This window comes from Mesorhizobium sp. WSM3860 (assembly GCF_002294995.1).
Lineage (GTDB): Bacteria > Pseudomonadota > Alphaproteobacteria > Rhizobiales > Rhizobiaceae > Mesorhizobium.
Genome location: NZ_NSGF01000001.1, coordinates 608484 through 625134, shown reverse-complemented (window position 1 = coordinate 625134; position 16651 = coordinate 608484). Strand labels below are relative to the sequence as shown.

Annotated in this window: 13 protein-coding genes and 1 pseudogene; 8 read left to right on the top strand and 6 right to left on the bottom strand. The window is 62.7% G+C overall.

All coding sequences use genetic code 11. The features are described 5' to 3' along the window. Positions 1-3: 3 nt before the first annotated feature. The gene (locus CK220_RS03255) at positions 4-795 is read right to left on the bottom strand and encodes a DUF3108 domain-containing protein (protein WP_095810118.1); all 792 of its coding nucleotides are present in this window, start codon (positions 793-795) and stop codon (positions 4-6) included. A 253-nt stretch (positions 796-1048) separates the two neighbouring features. Here CK220_RS03255 and rpmB point away from each other — a divergent pair, with 253 nt between their 5' ends. The 3 genes from rpmB (at position 1049) to CK220_RS03240 (ending at position 3999) form a co-directional block, all read left to right on the top strand. Then, positions 1049-1345, top strand: a complete 297-nt coding sequence (gene rpmB / locus CK220_RS03250) for a 50S ribosomal protein L28 (protein ID WP_066990317.1) — start codon at positions 1049-1051, stop codon at positions 1343-1345. A 111-nt stretch (positions 1346-1456) separates the two neighbouring features. Next, a complete protein-coding gene (locus tag CK220_RS03245) occupies positions 1457-2134 on the top strand; it encodes a queuosine precursor transporter (RefSeq protein WP_095810117.1) in 678 nt (225 codons plus the stop codon). Positions 2135-2220: 86 nt separating this feature from the next. Then, entirely contained in the window at positions 2221-3999 is a 1779-nt protein-coding gene (locus CK220_RS03240) for a polysaccharide biosynthesis protein GtrA (protein WP_095810116.1), read from the top strand. 66 nt (positions 4000-4065) lie between these two features. On the opposite strand, the pseudogene CK220_RS03235 reads toward CK220_RS03240, so the two are convergent. The 4 genes and pseudogenes from CK220_RS03235 to CK220_RS03220 all read right to left on the bottom strand — a co-directional run bounded on the left by CK220_RS03235 (position 4066) and on the right by CK220_RS03220 (position 8761). After that, positions 4066-5089, bottom strand: a pseudogene (locus CK220_RS03235) (esterase-like activity of phytase family protein). Beyond that, positions 5086-6984 (bottom strand): cobaltochelatase subunit CobT, encoded by a 1899-nt coding sequence (gene cobT / locus CK220_RS03230; protein WP_095810115.1) that lies wholly within the window; start codon positions 6982-6984, stop codon positions 5086-5088. The pseudogene CK220_RS03235 and the gene cobT overlap by 4 nt, the downstream one beginning before the upstream one ends. Before the next feature lie 52 nt (positions 6985-7036). Further along, positions 7037-8023 carry a cobaltochelatase subunit CobS gene (cobS, locus tag CK220_RS03225; RefSeq protein ID WP_066990333.1) on the bottom strand — a complete coding sequence of 329 codons (987 nt, stop codon included), beginning with the start codon at positions 8021-8023 and terminating at the stop codon, positions 7037-7039. A 123-nt stretch (positions 8024-8146) separates the two neighbouring features. After that, positions 8147-8761, bottom strand: a complete 615-nt coding sequence (locus CK220_RS03220) for a J domain-containing protein (protein ID WP_066990335.1) — start codon at positions 8759-8761, stop codon at positions 8147-8149. 144 nt (positions 8762-8905) lie between these two features. Here CK220_RS03220 and CK220_RS03215 point away from each other — a divergent pair, with 144 nt between their 5' ends. Continuing rightward, on the top strand, positions 8906-9208 hold the full coding sequence (locus CK220_RS03215; RefSeq protein WP_095810114.1) for a BolA family protein: 303 nt from the start codon (positions 8906-8908) through the stop codon (positions 9206-9208). Between the two features lie 20 nt (positions 9209-9228). On the opposite strand, the gene CK220_RS03210 is transcribed toward CK220_RS03215, so the two are convergent. Beyond that, on the bottom strand, positions 9229-10782 hold the full coding sequence (locus tag CK220_RS03210; protein WP_095810113.1) for an acetolactate synthase large subunit: 1554 nt from the start codon (positions 10780-10782) through the stop codon (positions 9229-9231). Between the two features lie 425 nt (positions 10783-11207). Here CK220_RS03210 and CK220_RS31260 point away from each other — a divergent pair, with 425 nt between their 5' ends. The 4 genes from CK220_RS31260 to CK220_RS03190 all read left to right on the top strand — a co-directional run bounded on the left by CK220_RS31260 (position 11208) and on the right by CK220_RS03190 (position 16640). After that, complete coding sequence (locus CK220_RS31260) at positions 11208-11573, top strand: hypothetical protein (RefSeq protein ID WP_141245086.1); 366 nt, start codon at positions 11208-11210, stop codon at positions 11571-11573. Between the two features lie 215 nt (positions 11574-11788). Continuing rightward, positions 11789-13738, top strand: coding sequence for a PrkA family serine protein kinase (locus CK220_RS03200; RefSeq protein WP_095810111.1), 1950 nt, complete (start codon positions 11789-11791; stop codon positions 13736-13738). A 19-nt stretch (positions 13739-13757) separates the two neighbouring features. Next, entirely contained in the window at positions 13758-15068 is a 1311-nt protein-coding gene (locus tag CK220_RS03195; RefSeq protein WP_095810110.1) for a YeaH/YhbH family protein, read from the top strand. A 27-nt stretch (positions 15069-15095) separates the two neighbouring features. After that, on the top strand, positions 15096-16640 hold the full coding sequence (locus CK220_RS03190; protein WP_095810109.1) for a SpoVR family protein: 1545 nt from the start codon (positions 15096-15098) through the stop codon (positions 16638-16640). Positions 16641-16651 lie beyond the last annotated feature (11 nt).

Sequence of the window (16651 nt, the reverse complement as noted above, 5' to 3'; positions counted from 1 at the left end):
AACTTATTCGGCTGCTTCGAACCGTCTTGCGCTGATGGTCAACGGGCCGATCTGGGTCCCGACCGTGGCGCGGATCGGCGCATATACGCCGGATTGGCCGACGGGTGCAAATGTCACCATCATGCGGCTTTTGTTCTTCAGGAAGTCCAGCGCCTTGCGGCCCTTGCGATAGCCCGCCACCGGCTCGAAGCCCATCTTGCAGGTGACGGTGTCGCCCTTGTAGCCCGGCACCGAGATCGAGCCTTTCGAGGCATAGGTCAGCGACAGGTTGGCGCGCATCTCGCCATCGTAGAATTTGACGGTCCGCCCGCAGACCTTGTCCAGGCTGTCGGCATGGACGACGGTCGCCGCCATCGGGTCGACCACCGATTTCAGGTCGCCGGAGCCGACCGGCACCCAATTCTTGGGATCGCGCTTGCCGGGCTCCGGAACGACCTTCGTCGAGGAGACGTCGCCATCGGCGAAGCGTATGTCGACCACCGATGCCTTTTTGCCGGAAGTATAGTCGGCCCGGAAGGCCCGCGGCCGCATCTGCTGGCCCGAAATCGTACCCTTCGACGAGATCGTGCCTTTCGTATCGTCGAACAGCTTGGCGATGCCGGCGGCCGAGACGGTGCCGTTGATCGCATAGGTGTCGCCGTCGTAACGGCTCGAAAACGTCGCCCTGGCGACCGAAAGGCCCAGGAACGACACGGTATACTCACCCTTGAAGGACTGCGGCGAGGCAGCGGCGAAGCCGGTCGTAGGCACAGCGACGGCGAGCAGCGCGGCAAGGGCATGGGATGGGCGAAGCATGGCGGCGGCAGGTCCTTGAAACTGGCGGAAACGCAACGGTTCCAGCCTGGCAATCCCTTCGCGAAGGGCTTATACGACGAATTCCGGCCTTTATATGGAGCGAGCTTGGCCGCCGCGTAGGTGCCGGAGCTTGACGTAGTGACGAAATGCAACTAAGGAACGCCAACTTTTCCAAAGGCCGCCTGACCGAGACCGCGCGCCGCCTGGCGCGGGCAGAATGGTTTGGCAGGTTTAGAACTGAAGGTTAGACAAGATGTCCCGCACCTGCGAGCTCACTGCCAAGGCAGTCCAGACCGGCCACAATGTGAGCCATGCCAACAACAAGACCAAGCGTCGCTTCCTGCCGAACCTGGTCAATGTGACGCTGATTTCCGAAGTGCTGAACCAGAACGTTCGCCTGCGCATTTCGGCCAACGCGCTGCGTTCGGTCGAGCATCGCGGCGGCCTCGACGCATTCCTGGCCAAGGCCGACGCCAAGGAGCTGTCGCAGCGCGCTCGCCTGCTGAAGAAGCAGATCGCGAAGAAGCTCGCCGAGCAGTCGGCCGCCTAAAGCACCCTTTCAGGCGGGGGACGACCGCCTTCGAGCACCGGCTCCAAACTGGTGCTCGGACAGTGAGCGCCGTCATGACGCTCAGCTGGTTCCATTACCCAGGATAAAAAAATGAACTTCGTTTCACGATACCTGCCGTTCGTGGCCGCCATGGCGCTTGTCGTCGTCGCATCCAACATCCTTGTCCAGTTCCCGATGCAGGGCCAGATCGGCGGCCTGTCGCTGGCCGACCTGCTCACCTGGGGCGCCTTCACCTATCCTTTCTCCTTCCTGGTCACCGACCTTGCCAATCGCCGCTACGGCCCGGCGGTGGCGCGCAAGGTGGTCTTCGTCGGCTTCATGACGGCGGTCATCTGCTCGATCCTCGTTCCGCCCCTCCTGTTCCGCCACGGTCTGATCGCGTTCGAGACCGCCGCTGACCGGCTGGTGCGGATCGCGGCCGCGTCCGGCGCCGCTTTCCTCGCCGCGCAGCTGCTCGACGTAACCGTGTTCAACCGTCTGCGCCGGCAAAGCTGGTGGCGCGCGCCGATCGTCGGCACGCTGGTCGGCTCTGTCTTCGACACGGTGGTGTTCTTCGGCGTCGCCTTCTCCGCCGCCTTCGCCTTTGTCGGGCCGAACGACGGCTTCGCGCTGGAGACGGCACCGCTGATGGGCGTGCTGCCTGTCGAAACCATGCGCTGGGTGTCCTGGGCGCTGGGCGATCTCTCGGTCAAGCTGATTATCGCGGTGGTGGCGCTGATCCCCTACCGGCTGCTTGCCGCCCGCTGGAGCCAGCCGGCCATCGCCTGACCCTTGGAGCCGCCTTTCGCGGCTTTACGCTTTGTTACGGTCATTGGTGCAGGATCGCGAAAACGATCCAGGACATTGCCATCAGCATGACCATCCAGGGCACCGGTTGGAAACATGACCTTCTGCTTGCGCTCTGCGCGACGCTGCTCGTGCTGGCGATCAATGCGATCTCCGGCTTCCCGACGATCGCGGACCTTGGCGCCGACAATGACAGCATGCTGAGGCTGGTCGAAGTTCGCGACCTCTTGGCTGGACAGGGCTGGTTCGATCTTCATCAGTATAGGATGGGCCTGACCGGCGGCTTCGTCATGCACTGGTCGCGGCTGGTCGACACCCCGATCGCGCTGATCATCTTCACCTTCCATGCGCTGGGCGCCAGCACGGCTGCCGCTGAAAGGGCAGCGCAGATCATCTGGCCGCTTTCCCTTTATGGACTCACCATATTCGTCATCCTGCGCGCCTCCCGGCGTTTCGCCGGTACGGACGTGGGGATGCCTGCGCTGGTCCTGTCCACTGCGGCGCTGTTCTTTCTCGGCATTTTCCAACCTGGCGCGCTCGACCACCACAACGTCCAGCTCCTGCTCACGGCAGCCAGTCTCTGGCTCATGACGGAGGCCCCCTTTCGGCGGTCAGCCGCCCTTCTGTCCGGCCTGTGCGCAGGCCTCACCCTTGCCGTCGGCATGGAGACGGCGCCTTATGTGGCCGCACTAGGCGCCTGCGCCGCCGTGCTCTTCATCTTCGATGAAAGGGAGCGCCAGACCGCGCGCGGCTTCGGCATCGGCTTTGCCGCGATAGCCTTGGTGGTTCTCGTTGCCACCATACCGCCGTCGGCCTGGGGCGTGGCCCAGTGCGACGCCTTCTCGGCTTTCCAGGTCGTCATCGCGGCGCTGTCAGGCTTCGGCCTCGCCGTGATTTCCGGCCTATCCGGACAGTCCACGGCTAAGAGGCGGTTCCTCTCAATGTCCGCGTTGGCCGTTGCAATTGCCGCCGTGGCGCTCCTGTTCTTCCCGCAATGCCTGGCCTCGCCCTATGCCGGCATGGATGAGCGCATTCGCACCTATTGGCTGAACGACGTCGTCGAGGCGCAGCCCTTCCTCAGCGTGGCCGTCAACGAGCCGAAGCTGATGGCGGCGCGCTATGTGACGCCCTTCATCGCAATCCTGTTGATTGGCCTTCAGCTGCGCAGCCGCCGCCTGCGCCGCGAGGAAGCCCTTACCGCCGTGCTGCTGATCGTCGCTTTCATCGTCAGTCTCTGGCAGGTCCGCGGCTCGACCTTCTCGGTTGCCTTCGCGGTGCTGCCGCTCTCGACCTGGATCGCCGGGGTTCGCCTGCAGGCAAGCGCCGCGCAGTCGTGGCGCGTCTCCACCCGCATCGCGGCGGCATGGCTGGTGTCGCTCAACGCGACCTGGGCCGGCGTCGCCGTCGCCGCGCAGTCCGCGGTTCAAAAGGCACCCACAGCGATCAATTCCGATGCCGATCATGCACTGACCTGCGGCAAGGCCTCAGACTTCAGCGACCTGGCCGGCATGCCGGCAACGACGGTGCTCGCGTCCTCCAATCTCGGCGCCGCCATCTTGATGTTTACCGGCCATAGGGCGTTGGCCGGCCCGTATCATCGCAATGTCGGCGGCAATCTCGCCATGCTCGACGCCTTCATGGGAACCTCGGATGCCGCCCGCGCCATCATCGAGCGCGAACATGTCGGGCTGGTCGCCATATGCCGCGGCAATTCGGAAGAGCTTTCCCTCGCCGCCCAAGCTCCCACGGGCTTGGCCGCGCGGCTGCTGAAGCGGGACGTTCCCGCTTGGCTGGAACTGGACAGCGCGACGGCGAGCAAGCCGGTCGAGATCTATAAAGTCCGCTGAGGTGGGCAATTTCGGGAAAATACGCAGCGGTTTTTCCGTCCCGAATTGGACAAAACCAAACACCGCTCAGTCCTGGTGCAGGATGAATTCCAGGTAGAGGTTCCGCTGCAGGATCGATTGGTTGTCGTCCGACACCAGCGACACCATCAGCGCGCCGTCGTCGCGGGTCCATACGTCGAGCCCTTCCATATTGTCGATCTGGTAGCCCATATCGGCTTCGATCAGCACCGGGCCGTCGGCGACGGCGCCCCTCTCGATGCTCTCGCCATAGATACGCCTCAGCCGCATCTTCACCCCGCGCGCCATCGAGAAGCTGCGTTCGAGCAGAAGCAGGTCGCCATCGGGCAGGAAGGCGCCGTCGGTGATGTCGAAACTGCCGTTGCGCTTGACGGTGAAGACGCCCTTCCTCGGTGCCCTCGATGATGGCCGCATAGATGTTGCCGGCCTTGTCGAGGCTCTTTTCCGACACCACGACCAGGCCGCCCTCGTGCTGGCCGTAGGGATTGGCGTGCGTGACCGTCTCGAAGCCACGGTTCTGGCGCAGCTCCCGGGCCGGGACCAGATAGTCGAGCGTCTTGAACGGCGCCTTCATATTGTCCGGCTCGACCTTGAACTGTACGACGCGCTGGTCGCGCTCGAAACCGACGGTGGCGATGCCGTCCTTGACCGCGAGGCCTTCGGCGTCGACCTCCCATTTCTTCTCGATCGGCTGGCCCGAGGCATCGACCATCTGCTGCATGCGGAAATTCGACACGCCCAAGGGGCGCTTGTCGGCATCGTGCGTGATGGTGCCGAAGAACCAGAAGCCGGTATCGGCGACACCGATGAAATCGCTGCCTGATTTGAGGAAGCGGAAAGCCGACAGCGCGCCGAAATCGCGCGACGGCGAGGTCATCTCCAGCCCGCCGACGAACTCGAGCGGCCCGAACTGTTTCCGGTCGCGGCCGATATGGAACTCGGTGATCGGCCGCGCTGAAACTTCGATCGTCTCGACCGCAGCGCCTCCCTCGGAGAAGACCGGAGAGGCGGCCGAACAGACCAGCGCGCAAACAACAGCCGTCCGCCGGAATCCGCCCCGCGAGAAGATCATCCGGCGCGCCGCAAGCCACCGCGCCGCGTGTCGCGCGCGTTCTCCTCGCCGAACAGCGATGCCAATTGCTCCGTCATGGCGCCGGCCAGCTCTTCGGCATCGACGATGGTGACGGCGCGGCGATAGTAGCGCGTGACATCGTGGCCGATGCCGATGGCTAAAAGCTCCACCGGCGAGCGCGTCTCGATGAGGTCGATCACGGCGCGCAGATGGCGCTCCAGATAGTTGCCGGGATTGACCGAGAGCGTGGAATCGTCGACCGGCGCGCCGTCCGAGATCATCATCAGGATCTTGCGCTGTTCCGGCCGGCCGATCAGCCGGTTGTGCGCCCAAAGCAGCGCCTCGCCGTCGATATTCTCCTTGAGCAGGCCCTCGCGCATCATCAGGCCGAGATTGCGGCGGGCGCGCCGCCACGGATGGTCGGCGGACTTGTAGATGATGTGGCGCAGATCGTTGAGCCGGCCCGGATTCGGCGGCTTGCCGTCCTTCAGCCACTTCTCGCGCGCCTGCCCACCTTTCCACGCACGTGTGGTGAAGCCGAGGATTTCCACCGAAACCCCGCAGCGCTCCAGGGTGCGCGCCAGGATGTCGGCGCAGGTCGCGGCAACCGTGATCGGCCGCCCGCGCATCGAGCCCGAATTGTCCAGCACCAGCGACACCACCGTGTCGCGGAACTTGGTGTCGCGCTCCTGCTTGAAGGACAGCGGCTGCATCGGATCGATGACGACGCGCACCAACCTGGATGGATCGAGATAGCCTTCCTCCAGGTCGAAGTCCCAGGAACGGTTCTGCTGCGCCATTAGGCGGCGCTGCAGCCGGTTGGCCAGGCGGCCGACGACGCCGGAGAGATTGGCGAGCTGCTTGTCGAGGAAGGCGCGCAGCCGGTCGAGCTCCTCCTCCTCGCAAAGGTCCTCGGCGCCGACCGTCTCGTCGAACGCGGTGGTGAAGACCTTGTAGTCGATGTCTTTCGGCAGGTTCAGGAAGGGATTGTCGTTGCGACGCGCCTCGCCTGGCGTCTCGGCATCGGAATCATCCTCGTCGGAAAGGTCGTCCGATGTGGCGTCGGTCGCCTCCGTTTCGGCCGACTCTTCCTCGTCTGCGGAAGCCTCCGCGTCCTCGGACTGCGACTGTTCGGAGCCGGAATCGTCCTCGCCGCCTTCCTCGCTCTGCTCCTCGCCCTGCTGCTCGTTTTCCTCGTTATCCTCGGAGTCTTCCGTCTCCTGGTCGTCGCCGAGCTCCTCGGCCATCTCCATCGAGACGAGCATGTCGCGCACGATGCGCGCGAAGGCTTGCTGGTCATCGAGCTTGGACGACAGGCCGTCGAGGTCGCTGCCGGCCTTTTCCTCGACCCAGGGCCGCCACAGATCGACCATTCGCTCGCCGCTGTTCGGCACGGCCCGGCCGGTGAGCTTTTCGCGCACCATCAGCGCCACCGCCTCTTCCAGCGGGGCGTCGGCCTTGTCCTTGACGTCGACGAGATTTGCCTTGGCGTATTTGTCCTCGAGCATCGAGCCGATATTGTCGGCCACGCCCTGCATGGCGCGGCTGCCGATCGCCTCGACACGGGCCTGCTCGACGGCATCGAAAATAGCCCGCGCGAGCTTGCCCTCCGGCGCCAGCTTCGAGTGGATGCGCTGATCGTGGCAGGCGCGCTTCAGCGCCATGGAATCGCCGATGCCGCGGGTGATCGCGATATCGGTGCGGGAAGCCTTCTTCGGCAGTTCGGGCAGGCGGGCGCGGTTGCCCGCCAGCGCCGGCCGATCCTTGGCGAAACCGACCTCGAGATCCTTGTCGCCGGCAACGGCGCGCATGCAGACGGTGACGGCGCGCTTGAAGCTGTCCGCTTCAGACCCGTTCTTCGGCTTGTTGCGCGTATTGTCGCCTGGACCCGCCATCGATCATTCCCTGCGCGTTTTGGTCCGAAAGGCCAAGCCTTCCGGCACGCGCCTAGCCCAGCACCACGTTGGCGGCGCTCTCCGGCAGATCCTCGCCGAAGGCGCGCTGGTAAAATTCGGCGACCACCGAACGCTCCAGCTCGTCGCATTTGTTGAGGAAGGTCAGCCGGAACGCCATGCCGATATCGCCGAAGATCTCGGCGTTCTCGGCCCAGGTGATGACCGTGCGCGGGCTCATCACCGTCGACAGGTCGCCATTGATGAAGGCCGAGCGCGTCATGTCGGCGACGCGCACCATCTTGTTGACGATCTCTTTGCCCTTGCTGTCGCGATAGTGCTTGGCCTTGGCCAGCACGATCGACACCTCGTTGTCGTGCGGCAGGTAGTTGAGCGTGGTGACGATCGACCAGCGGTCCATCTGCGCCTGGTTGATCTGCTGCGTGCCGTGATAGAGGCCGGTGGTGTCGCCCAGCCCCACCGTGTTGGCGGTGGCGAACAGGCGGAAGGCCGGATGCGGGCGTATGACACGGCTCTGGTCGAGCAGCGTCAGCCGGCCCGACGATTCCAGCACGCGCTGGATGACGAACATCACGTCCGGGCGGCCGGCATCGTACTCGTCGAAGCAGAGCGCCACGTTGTGCTGATAGGCCCAGGGCAGGATGCCGTCGCGGAACTCCGTGACCTGCAGCCCTTCCTTGACGACGATGGCGTCCTTGCCGACGAGATCGATGCGGCTGACATGGCTGTCGAGATTGACGCGCACGCAGGGCCAGTTGAGGCGCGCGGCGACCTGCTCGATATGGGTGGACTTGCCGGTGCCGTGATAGCCCGACACCATGACGCGGCGGTTGTAGGCGAAGCCGGCGAGGATCGCCAAAGTCGTCGCCTTGTCGAACAGATAGTCCGGGTCGATGTCGGGCACGTGCTCGGTCGCCGCCGAATAGGCCGGAACCACCATCTTGGAGTCGAAGCCGAATTTCTCCTTCACCGGCACCGTCGTATCGGGCAGGTTGGCGATGTCGCGATCGACCTTGTTCATCTCTATCAACGTCTCCACTGGCGAAACGCCGCGTTTCGCCGGCAATCGATTTTGTTCGGGGGCGGTCTTAGAGCCTTTTCCAACCTTATGAAAGTTGGAAAACGACATGGACCATAGGGTCGCTCAGCACAATCCTGCTTGCTTGAGCACGCGATAGGCCTGCAGCACATCGCGGAACCGGTCTTCCGAACCTCTGTCGCCGCCATTCGCATCCGGATGGTGGCGCTTTACGAGTTCCTTATAGCGCGCCTTGATATCCTTGCCAGTCGCCTTTGTATCAAGGCCAAGCGTTTCCAGCGCCTTGGCCTCAAGCGGCTTTGCCTTGCGCTCGCGCACTTCGCGCGTTCCGCCGCCGAACAGATTGAAGGGATCGCGCATGCGATTGTAGTAGCCTGCACGCCCGGAGCGCTGCTGCGCGAAATCGGGTGCCGAACGCATGCCGCCGCCATTGGCACCCATGCGCCAGGTCGGCCGGTGTCCGGTCAGCGCCTCTTTCTGGAAGCGGGCGATCTCGCTGTCCGACACGCCCGAGAAGTAGTTGAAGCTCTTGTTGTATTCGCGCACATGCTCAAAGCAGAAGCGGAAATACTCGCCTTCCTTCAGGCGCCCGACCGGCGCGCGATGCGTACCGGCCTCGCTGCAACCGTCCCACTGGCAGATCGGCGCGCGCGACTTCAGCTCCGCGTCCTTTTCCGGCCGGATGCGAATTTTCTCGAAATATTTGGGATATGGTTTCATCCTCACCCATTTATGGGCTGTTCGCTACGGCGAAACAAGAATTGACATTTCGCCGATGATCGCCCTAACCGCTGAATCGCGGCTTAAAGCGGTCGAAAGCGCAGATTTGCGGCGGTACCGCAGATGTGGTGAAGGGAAGCCCCGATGTCCATACAGTCGACGATGGAAAACAAGCTGAAGGCGGCATTTTCGCCGGAAAGGCTCACCGTCATCAACGAAAGCCATCTTCACGCCGGCCATCACCACGTCGAGCACGGCCACGAGGGCGTCTTCGACGGCACCGGCGAGACGCATTTCCGCGTCCGTATCGTCTCGCAGAATTTTGCCGGCATGAACCGCATCGAACGCCACCGCGCCGTCAATCAACTCCTTGCCGACGAACTGAAGGCCGGCGTGCACGCGCTGGCGATCGAGCCGGCAGCACCTGGTGAGAAGACGCGCTGGTAAGCTCAGCGGGCCGGGGCCGCTCAGATCACCGCTTCGATAAGGAACGGCCCCGGACGCGACAGCGCGCTGTCGAGCAGCGCGTCGAAGCGCTCGCATGTGTCGGCGCGGGCTGCTTCCACCCCCATGCCGCTTGCCAGCGAAACCCAGTCCAGAGCCGGTTGATCAAGGTCGAGCATTCGCCTGGCATTCTCGCCGATCGCGTTCACCCCGACATTGCGCATCTCGCCGTGCAGGATGGCGTAGGTCCGGTTGGAAAAGACGATCGTCACCACGTCGAGCTTTTCCCGCGACTGGGTCCATAGTCCCTGCACCGTGTACATGCCGCTGCCGTCCGCCTCCAGATTCAGCACCTTGCGGCCAGGACAGGCGATGGCTGCGCCAGTCGCCATTGGAATGCCGCCGCCGATAGATCCGCCTGTGCCCATCATGTAATCGTGCGGGGCGGCAAAGGCCGAGAGCGCAAAATAGCGCCGCGCCGAGGTGACGGCCTCGTCGCACACGATCGCATTCTCCGGCAGCTTCCGCGCTACCGAAAGTGCAATCGCGTCGTCCGTCAGCTTGCCGCGCGGGGCCGGCTCATTGGGAATTGCCGTGATGACGGGCACCGGCTGCGACGGTTCGATGCCCAGTTCGTCGCGAAGCGCAGCGAGTGCCGCCTTCAAATTCTCGCCATGCTCGGCCAGCGACATCACTTCACAGCCTTCGCTCACAAGCCGGCCCGGCTTTCCGGGATGGGCAAAGAACGCCACCGGTTCCTTGGCTCCGACGAGGATCAGGAGATCGATGTCGGCAAGAAGGCTGCGCGCGGAGTCGATCGGATATGGAACGCGGGTAGGCGCAACGCGGCCGCGGCCGCGCTGCATCCGGGCAATCAGAACGTCGCTGAACAGCCGGACGTCCGAAACCGCCGATATCTGTCCGGCGATTTGCAAGGCATCCTCACGCGCGGCCGGCCCACGCAGGATCATGCCGACGCGACCGGGCGCGGCGCGAATGGCTCCGGCAATCTTGCGCACGATAGCTGCGTCGACCGAAGGCGGCGCCGCAAGCTCCACCTTGGCCGACAGGAGCGGACTGGCCTCTCCCCACGCCGCGTCCGCCGGCAGGATCAGCGTAGCGATGCCGGGAGGCGTCAGCGAAGCGCGAAAAGCCGCCTGCGCGGCCGGCGCGATGTCGGCCGGACCGGCGACGCGGCGGACCCAGTTCGACATCGGCGCGGCGAGACCTTCAATGTCGCTGGTGAGCGGCGCGTCCAGCGGCAGGTGATAGGAGGCATGGTCGCCGACGATGTTGATCATCGGCACGCGGGCGCGCCGGGCATTGTGGATGTTGGCCAGGCCATTGGCCAATCCGGGGCCGGTGTGAAGCAACGTCGCGGCCGGCCGGTCGGTCATCCTGGCATAGCCGTCGGCGGCACCCGTCACCACGCCCTCGGCAAGACCGAGCACGCAGCGCATCTCCGGCTTGCGGTCGAGCGCGGCGACGAAGTGCATTTCCGAGGTACCGGGATTGGCGAAGCAGACATTCACGCCATTCGCCAGCAGCACATCGCAAAGCACATCGGCGCCATTCATCGCGTTCCCTCTCGTCCGATTGTCGCCGGACAATTGAGCCGACAAGTGTTCATGCCGCAATGTCCGGTCAACGACTTTGAAGTGATCCAGTTTCAGGAGTGCCGGCGCGTTCAGGCGAGCGTCGCCCTCAGGAAAGCCATGACAGCGGCGGTCAGCGCATCGCCGTCCCCCCGAAGGTGGTGATCGCCATATGAGAATAGGCGCTACCCTGGACCAGGGTTATTTTGGTTCCCCTGCCCGTAGCCGGTCCGCGGGATCGTGGGCCGCGGCTGCATGGGCCGGCGCGCACGCCGACCGGGGGGAGCAGCATGGAACATTTGCCTGATCTGGCGGTTTGATGCAGGCCCAGCCCAATGCTGGGCGGATTGCTAGTCGGACCGGAGAACCGATGCCCTCGGCCGGCGCTTCCGAACGGGTGACCACCAATGAGGACGACGTATCGACCTCCAGCCGCGCCGCCCAATGGGCGCTCAAGCCGTTCAGAACCTCTGCGCCTGTTTGCGGCAATTGCGCTGGCGGTATTTCTTGCGGCTCCGGCGGCTGCCCATCAGGCGCCCAAGGGCTGGCAGTATGACAGCTCATGCTGTTCGGGAATGGACTGCTATCAAGCACCCACGGCCGACGTGAAGGAAACGAAATATGGATACCAGCTCTCAACCGGAGAGCTCATTCCCTACTCCGATAGTCGGATCAAGCGTTCGCGTGACGAGTTCTTTCACGAGTGTAAGCCCGGTGGCGACGCGAATTCTCAGCATTCCTTCTGCCTCTACGTTCCCGACCACGACATGTGAGTGGAAAACCTAAGATTTTCCTTGAAGCTCTCCCGGCCATCACCACCTAATTATCATGGGTGAGCATTCCGTCCGAATCGGGTGCTGTGAGTCGTCAATGCCCGATTGCAGGCGCTCTCTCTCATATGAGGGAACCACAATGCTTTCCGGCAGTTGAATACGAGACGAGCCGACTGGCCGACTGGCAACCAGAGCGGCTCTGAGGGCAGAATATCATGCGAGAGAACCAATCCGACGTCTTCGATCTGTTTTCGGAGATATATTCCAACGCGGCCCAGGAAGAGATGAGCCTCCAGCAGTATCTGCTTGGCTGCCGCGAAGACAGATCCATGTATGCCTCGGCGCCCGAACGGATGGTCGAGGCCATCGGCGAGCCCAATCTGGTCGACACCAGCAAGGATGAGCGGCTCGGTCGCATTTTCTCGAACCGGACCATCAAGGTCTATCCCTCCTTCTCCGATTTCTACGGGATGGAGGATACGATCGAGCGCATCGCCGGATATTTCCGCTATGCCTCCCAGGGTCTCGAGGAGCGCAAGCAGATCCTTTACCTGCTCGGGCCGGTCGGCGGCGGCAAGTCCTCGCTTGCCGAACGGCTGAAGAAGCTTATGGAACAGCGCCCGATCTACACGCTGAAGGTCGGCAATCAGATCAGCCCTATTTTCGAATCGCCGCTTGGCCTTTTCCATCCAGACCGGATGGGCGATCTGCTGGAAGAAAAATACGGGATAGCCCGCCGCCGCCTCAATGGGCTCATCTCGCCTTGGGCGGCCAAACGGCTCGACGAACTCTCCGGCGACATTTCCAAATTCAGCGTGGTCAAGCTGTCGCCATCGCGTCTGCGTCAGATCGCCATCGCCAAGACCGAGCCCGGCGACGAGAACAACCAGGACGTCTCGGCCCTGGTCGGCAAGGTCGACATCAGGCAGTTGGAACATTTCAGCCAATCCGATCCGGATGCCTATTCCTACAGCGGCGGCTTGAACCGGACGACGCAGGGCCTGCTCGAATTCGTCGAGATGTTCAAGGCGCCCATCAAGGTCCTGCACCCGCTGCTGACGGCAACCCAGGAAGGCAGCTATAACGGCACCGAGAATTTCGGCTCCTTCCCCTATCAGGGCATCGTCGTTGCTCATTCCAACGAATCGGAATGGCAGCAATTCAAGAACAACAAGAACAATGAGGCCTTCCTCGACCGCATCCTTGTGGTCAAGGTTCCGTATTGCCTTCGCATCACCGAAGAGAGGCAGATTTACGAGAAACTTCTGCGCGAGAGCGATCTGGCAAACAGTCCCTGCGCGCCTGAAGTGCTGGACATCCTCAGCCGTTTCACCGTCTCGACGCGCCTTGCCGAGCACGAGAATTCGCCGCTTTACACCAAGATGCGCGCCTATGACGGCGAGAACCTCAAGGAGATCGACCCGAAGGCGAAGTCGGTCCAGGAATATCGCGATGCCGCCGGCGTCGACGAAGGCATGACCGGGGTCAGCACGCGCTTCGCCTTCAAGATCCTGTCGCAGACTTTCAACTACGACACCAAGGAGGTCGCCGCCGATCCCGTGCACTTGATGTACATCCTCGAGGAGGCGATCAAACGCGAGCAATTCCCGAAGGAAACCGAGGCCGCGTACCTCGAGTTCATCAAATCGGAACTTGCAGCGCGCTATGCCGAGTTCATCGGCCACGAGATCCAGAAGGCTTACCTGGAATCGTATAGCGAGTACGGCCAGAACCTTTTCGACCGCTACATCGCCTATGCCGATGCCTGGATCGAGGATCAGGACTACAAGGATCCCGATACCGGCCAGATCCTCAATCGCGAGGTCCTGGACAAGGAATTGTCGCAGGTTGAAAAGCCGGCCGGCATCGCCAATCCCAAGGATTTCCGCAACGAGGTGGTCAAGTTCACCTTGCGCGCCCGGGCGCGCAACCATGGCCGCAATCCGTCCTGGACGAGCTATGAAAAGCTTCGCGAGGTGATCGAGAAGCGCATGTTCGGTCAGGTCGAGGATTTGTTGCCGGTGATCAGCTTTGGCTCCAAGCAGGACAGCGTCACCGAGAAGCGGCACAACGAATTCGTGCAGCGTATGGTGGAGCGCGGCTACACTCAGCGGCAGGTGCGCCGGCTGGTCGACTGGTACATGCGCGTGAACAAGGCTGGCTGACCAAAGCCCGAAGGGTTCCATGCCGATCTTCATCGACCGCCGCCTGAATCCGAAGGACAAGAGCCTGAGCAATCGTCAGCGCTTCCTCAAGCGCGCCCGGGAAGAGCTCAAGCGCAGCATCCGCGACCATGTCCGCACAGGCCGCATCGCCGAGGTCGACCGCGAGCATGCCGTTCCGATGCCCCGGAAAGGCACCAGCGAACCGAACTTCAGCGACGCCAGGGACAGCGGGCAGCGCCAGCACATACTGCCCGGCAACAAATCGTTCAGTCCCGGTGATCTGATTCCCAAGCCTGGCGGCGGCGGCGCCGGCTCTTCGGCGCCGGGAACCACGCAATCCGAGGATGACTTTCGCTTCGTGCTGTCGCGCGAGGAAGTGCTCGACCTCTTCTTCGAAGACCTCGAACTGCCCGATATGGTCAAGCTCAATCTCAAGCAGATCCTAAGCTTCAAGCCAAGACGGGCGGGCTTTACGGCAAGCGGCGCGCCGACCAACGTCAATGTCGGACGCACCATGCGAAACAGCCACGGCCGCCGCATCGCGCTCAGGCGCCCCAAGCAGGCGGAGCTGGACGCCATCTCAACGCAGATCGCCGAGTTGGAATCGAAGCCGCCAAACCAGGCAATACGCGAACGAATCGCTGCTCTGCGCGAGGAAGTTGAACGGCTTGAACGCCGGCGCAGGCGGATTGCCTATGTCGATCCGGTCGACATTCGGTTCAACCGCTTCGACCCCCAGCCGGTGCCGAATGCCAGCGCTGTCATGTTTTGCCTGATGGACGTGTCGGGATCGATGGGAGAGCGCGAGAAGGATCTGGCCAAACGCTTTTTCGTGCTGCTGCATCTGTTCCTGACGCGGCGCTACGAAAGGACGGACATCGTTTTCATCCGCCACACCCATGAGGCCAAGGAGGTGGACGAGCACACCTTCTTCTACCACACCGAGAGCGGCGGTACCGTCGTCTCGACGGCACTCGAGGAAATGCATCGCATCATAGAGCAGCGCTATCCGGTCGCGGAATGGAATATCTATGCCGCCCAGGCCTCCGACGGCGACAATTTCGCAACCGATTCCGAGCGCTGCATAGAACTCCTCGATCGCAAGCTCATGCGCCTTTGCCAGTATTTCGCCTATGTGGAAATCATCGACGAACGCGAAAGCCACATTTTCGGCTCTACCGAGAACGGAACGTCGCTCTGGCGCGCCTACAACGCCGTCGACGGCAAATGGCCGAATTTCCAGATGAGGCGCATCGCTGCTCCGGCCGATATCTATCCGGTCTTTCGCGAGCTCTTCGCCAGGCAGCCTGCTCTGCGCAAGAGTGCGTGAGAACGCGGGCGGATGGGACATAGGCCGATGGTCAGTCAGGCGCGCAAATCCGAACTGTTATTTTCCGGATCGGACTGGGATTTCGCGAAACTGTCGCGCGTCTACGATGAGATCGAGGCGATCGGGGTTGAAGAGCTTCACCTCGACATCTATCCGGTGCAGATGGAGGTCATTTCCTCCGAGCAGATGCTCGACGCTTATTCCTCGGTCGGCATGCCGCTGATGTATCGGCATTGGTCGTTCGGCAAGCATTTCCTTTATAACGAGCTTCTCTACCGCAAGGGCGCGCGCGGTCTGGCCTATGAACTGGTCATCAACTCCAATCCTTGCATCGTCTACCTCATGGAGGAAAACACCATGGCCTTGCAGGCCCTGGTGACCGCCCATGCCGCGCTTGGCCACAACCATTTCTTCAAAAACAATCATCTCTTCCGGCAGTGGACGGACGCCGGAGGCATCCTGAGCTATCTGGACTTCGCCAAGGGCTACATCGCCCGCTGCGAGGAACGGCACGGACTGCAGGCCGTGGAGGCGGTGCTCGATGCCGCCCACGCGCTGATGGAGCAAGGCGTGTTCCGTTACCATCGGCCGCCGAAGCTGTCATCGGAGCAGCAGCGCGAGGGCCTTCGCGAGCGCCTCGAATATGAGGAGCGTTCCTACAATGATTTGTGGCGCACGCTGCCGCCCGCGCAGGACAAGAACAAGCCCGAGGCAGGGGACGAAAGCTTGGCCGAGCGGAAGAAATCGCTCAAGCTGCCCGAGGAGAACCTGCTCTACTTTCTCGAGAAGAACAGCCTGGTGCTTGAGCCCTGGCAGCGCGAGATCATCAGGATCGTGCGTGTGATTGCGCAATATTTTTACCCGCAGCGGCAAACCCAGGTGATGAACGAAGGCTGCGCCACCTTCGTCCACTACACCCTGATGAACATGCTTTTCGATCGCGGCCGCATCAGCGAAGGCGCCATGCTCGAGATCTTGCGTAACCATTCGAACGTGGTTTTCCAGCCCGCCTATGACGATCCGCGTTATTCGGGCATCAATCCCTATGCGCTGGGCCTCGGCATGATGCAGGACATCCAGCGCATCTCGACCGAGCCGACCGCGGAGGACCGCGACTGGTTTCCGGACATCGCCGGCCGTGGCGACTGGCGCGACACCTTGCTCGATGCCTGGGCCAACCACCGTGACGAATCCTTCATCCGCCAGTATCTTAGCCCCGCTTTGATCCGGAAATGGCGGCTCTTCGTGCTGGCCGACGGCGCCGACGAGCCGCATTACGAGGTCGCCTCGATCCATAATGAGCGCGGCTACAGCAAGGTACGGTCCGCGCTGGCCCGAAGCTACGATGTGGGGGCGAGCCGGCCCGACATCCAGGTGGTCGACGTGGATCTTCTGGGAGACCGGCATCTGCGTTTGCAGCACAAGGTCAAGGACGGCATCCAGCTAGAGGACGAGAGCCGCGACGCGACCTTGCGCCACATCCGGAGCCTATGGGGTTATGACGTCAGCCTGGCGGCAATGGATGCCGAAACCGGCGCCGTGCTCAGCGAGCGCTCGACGAAGGAACTTTGAGCACCGGCAGG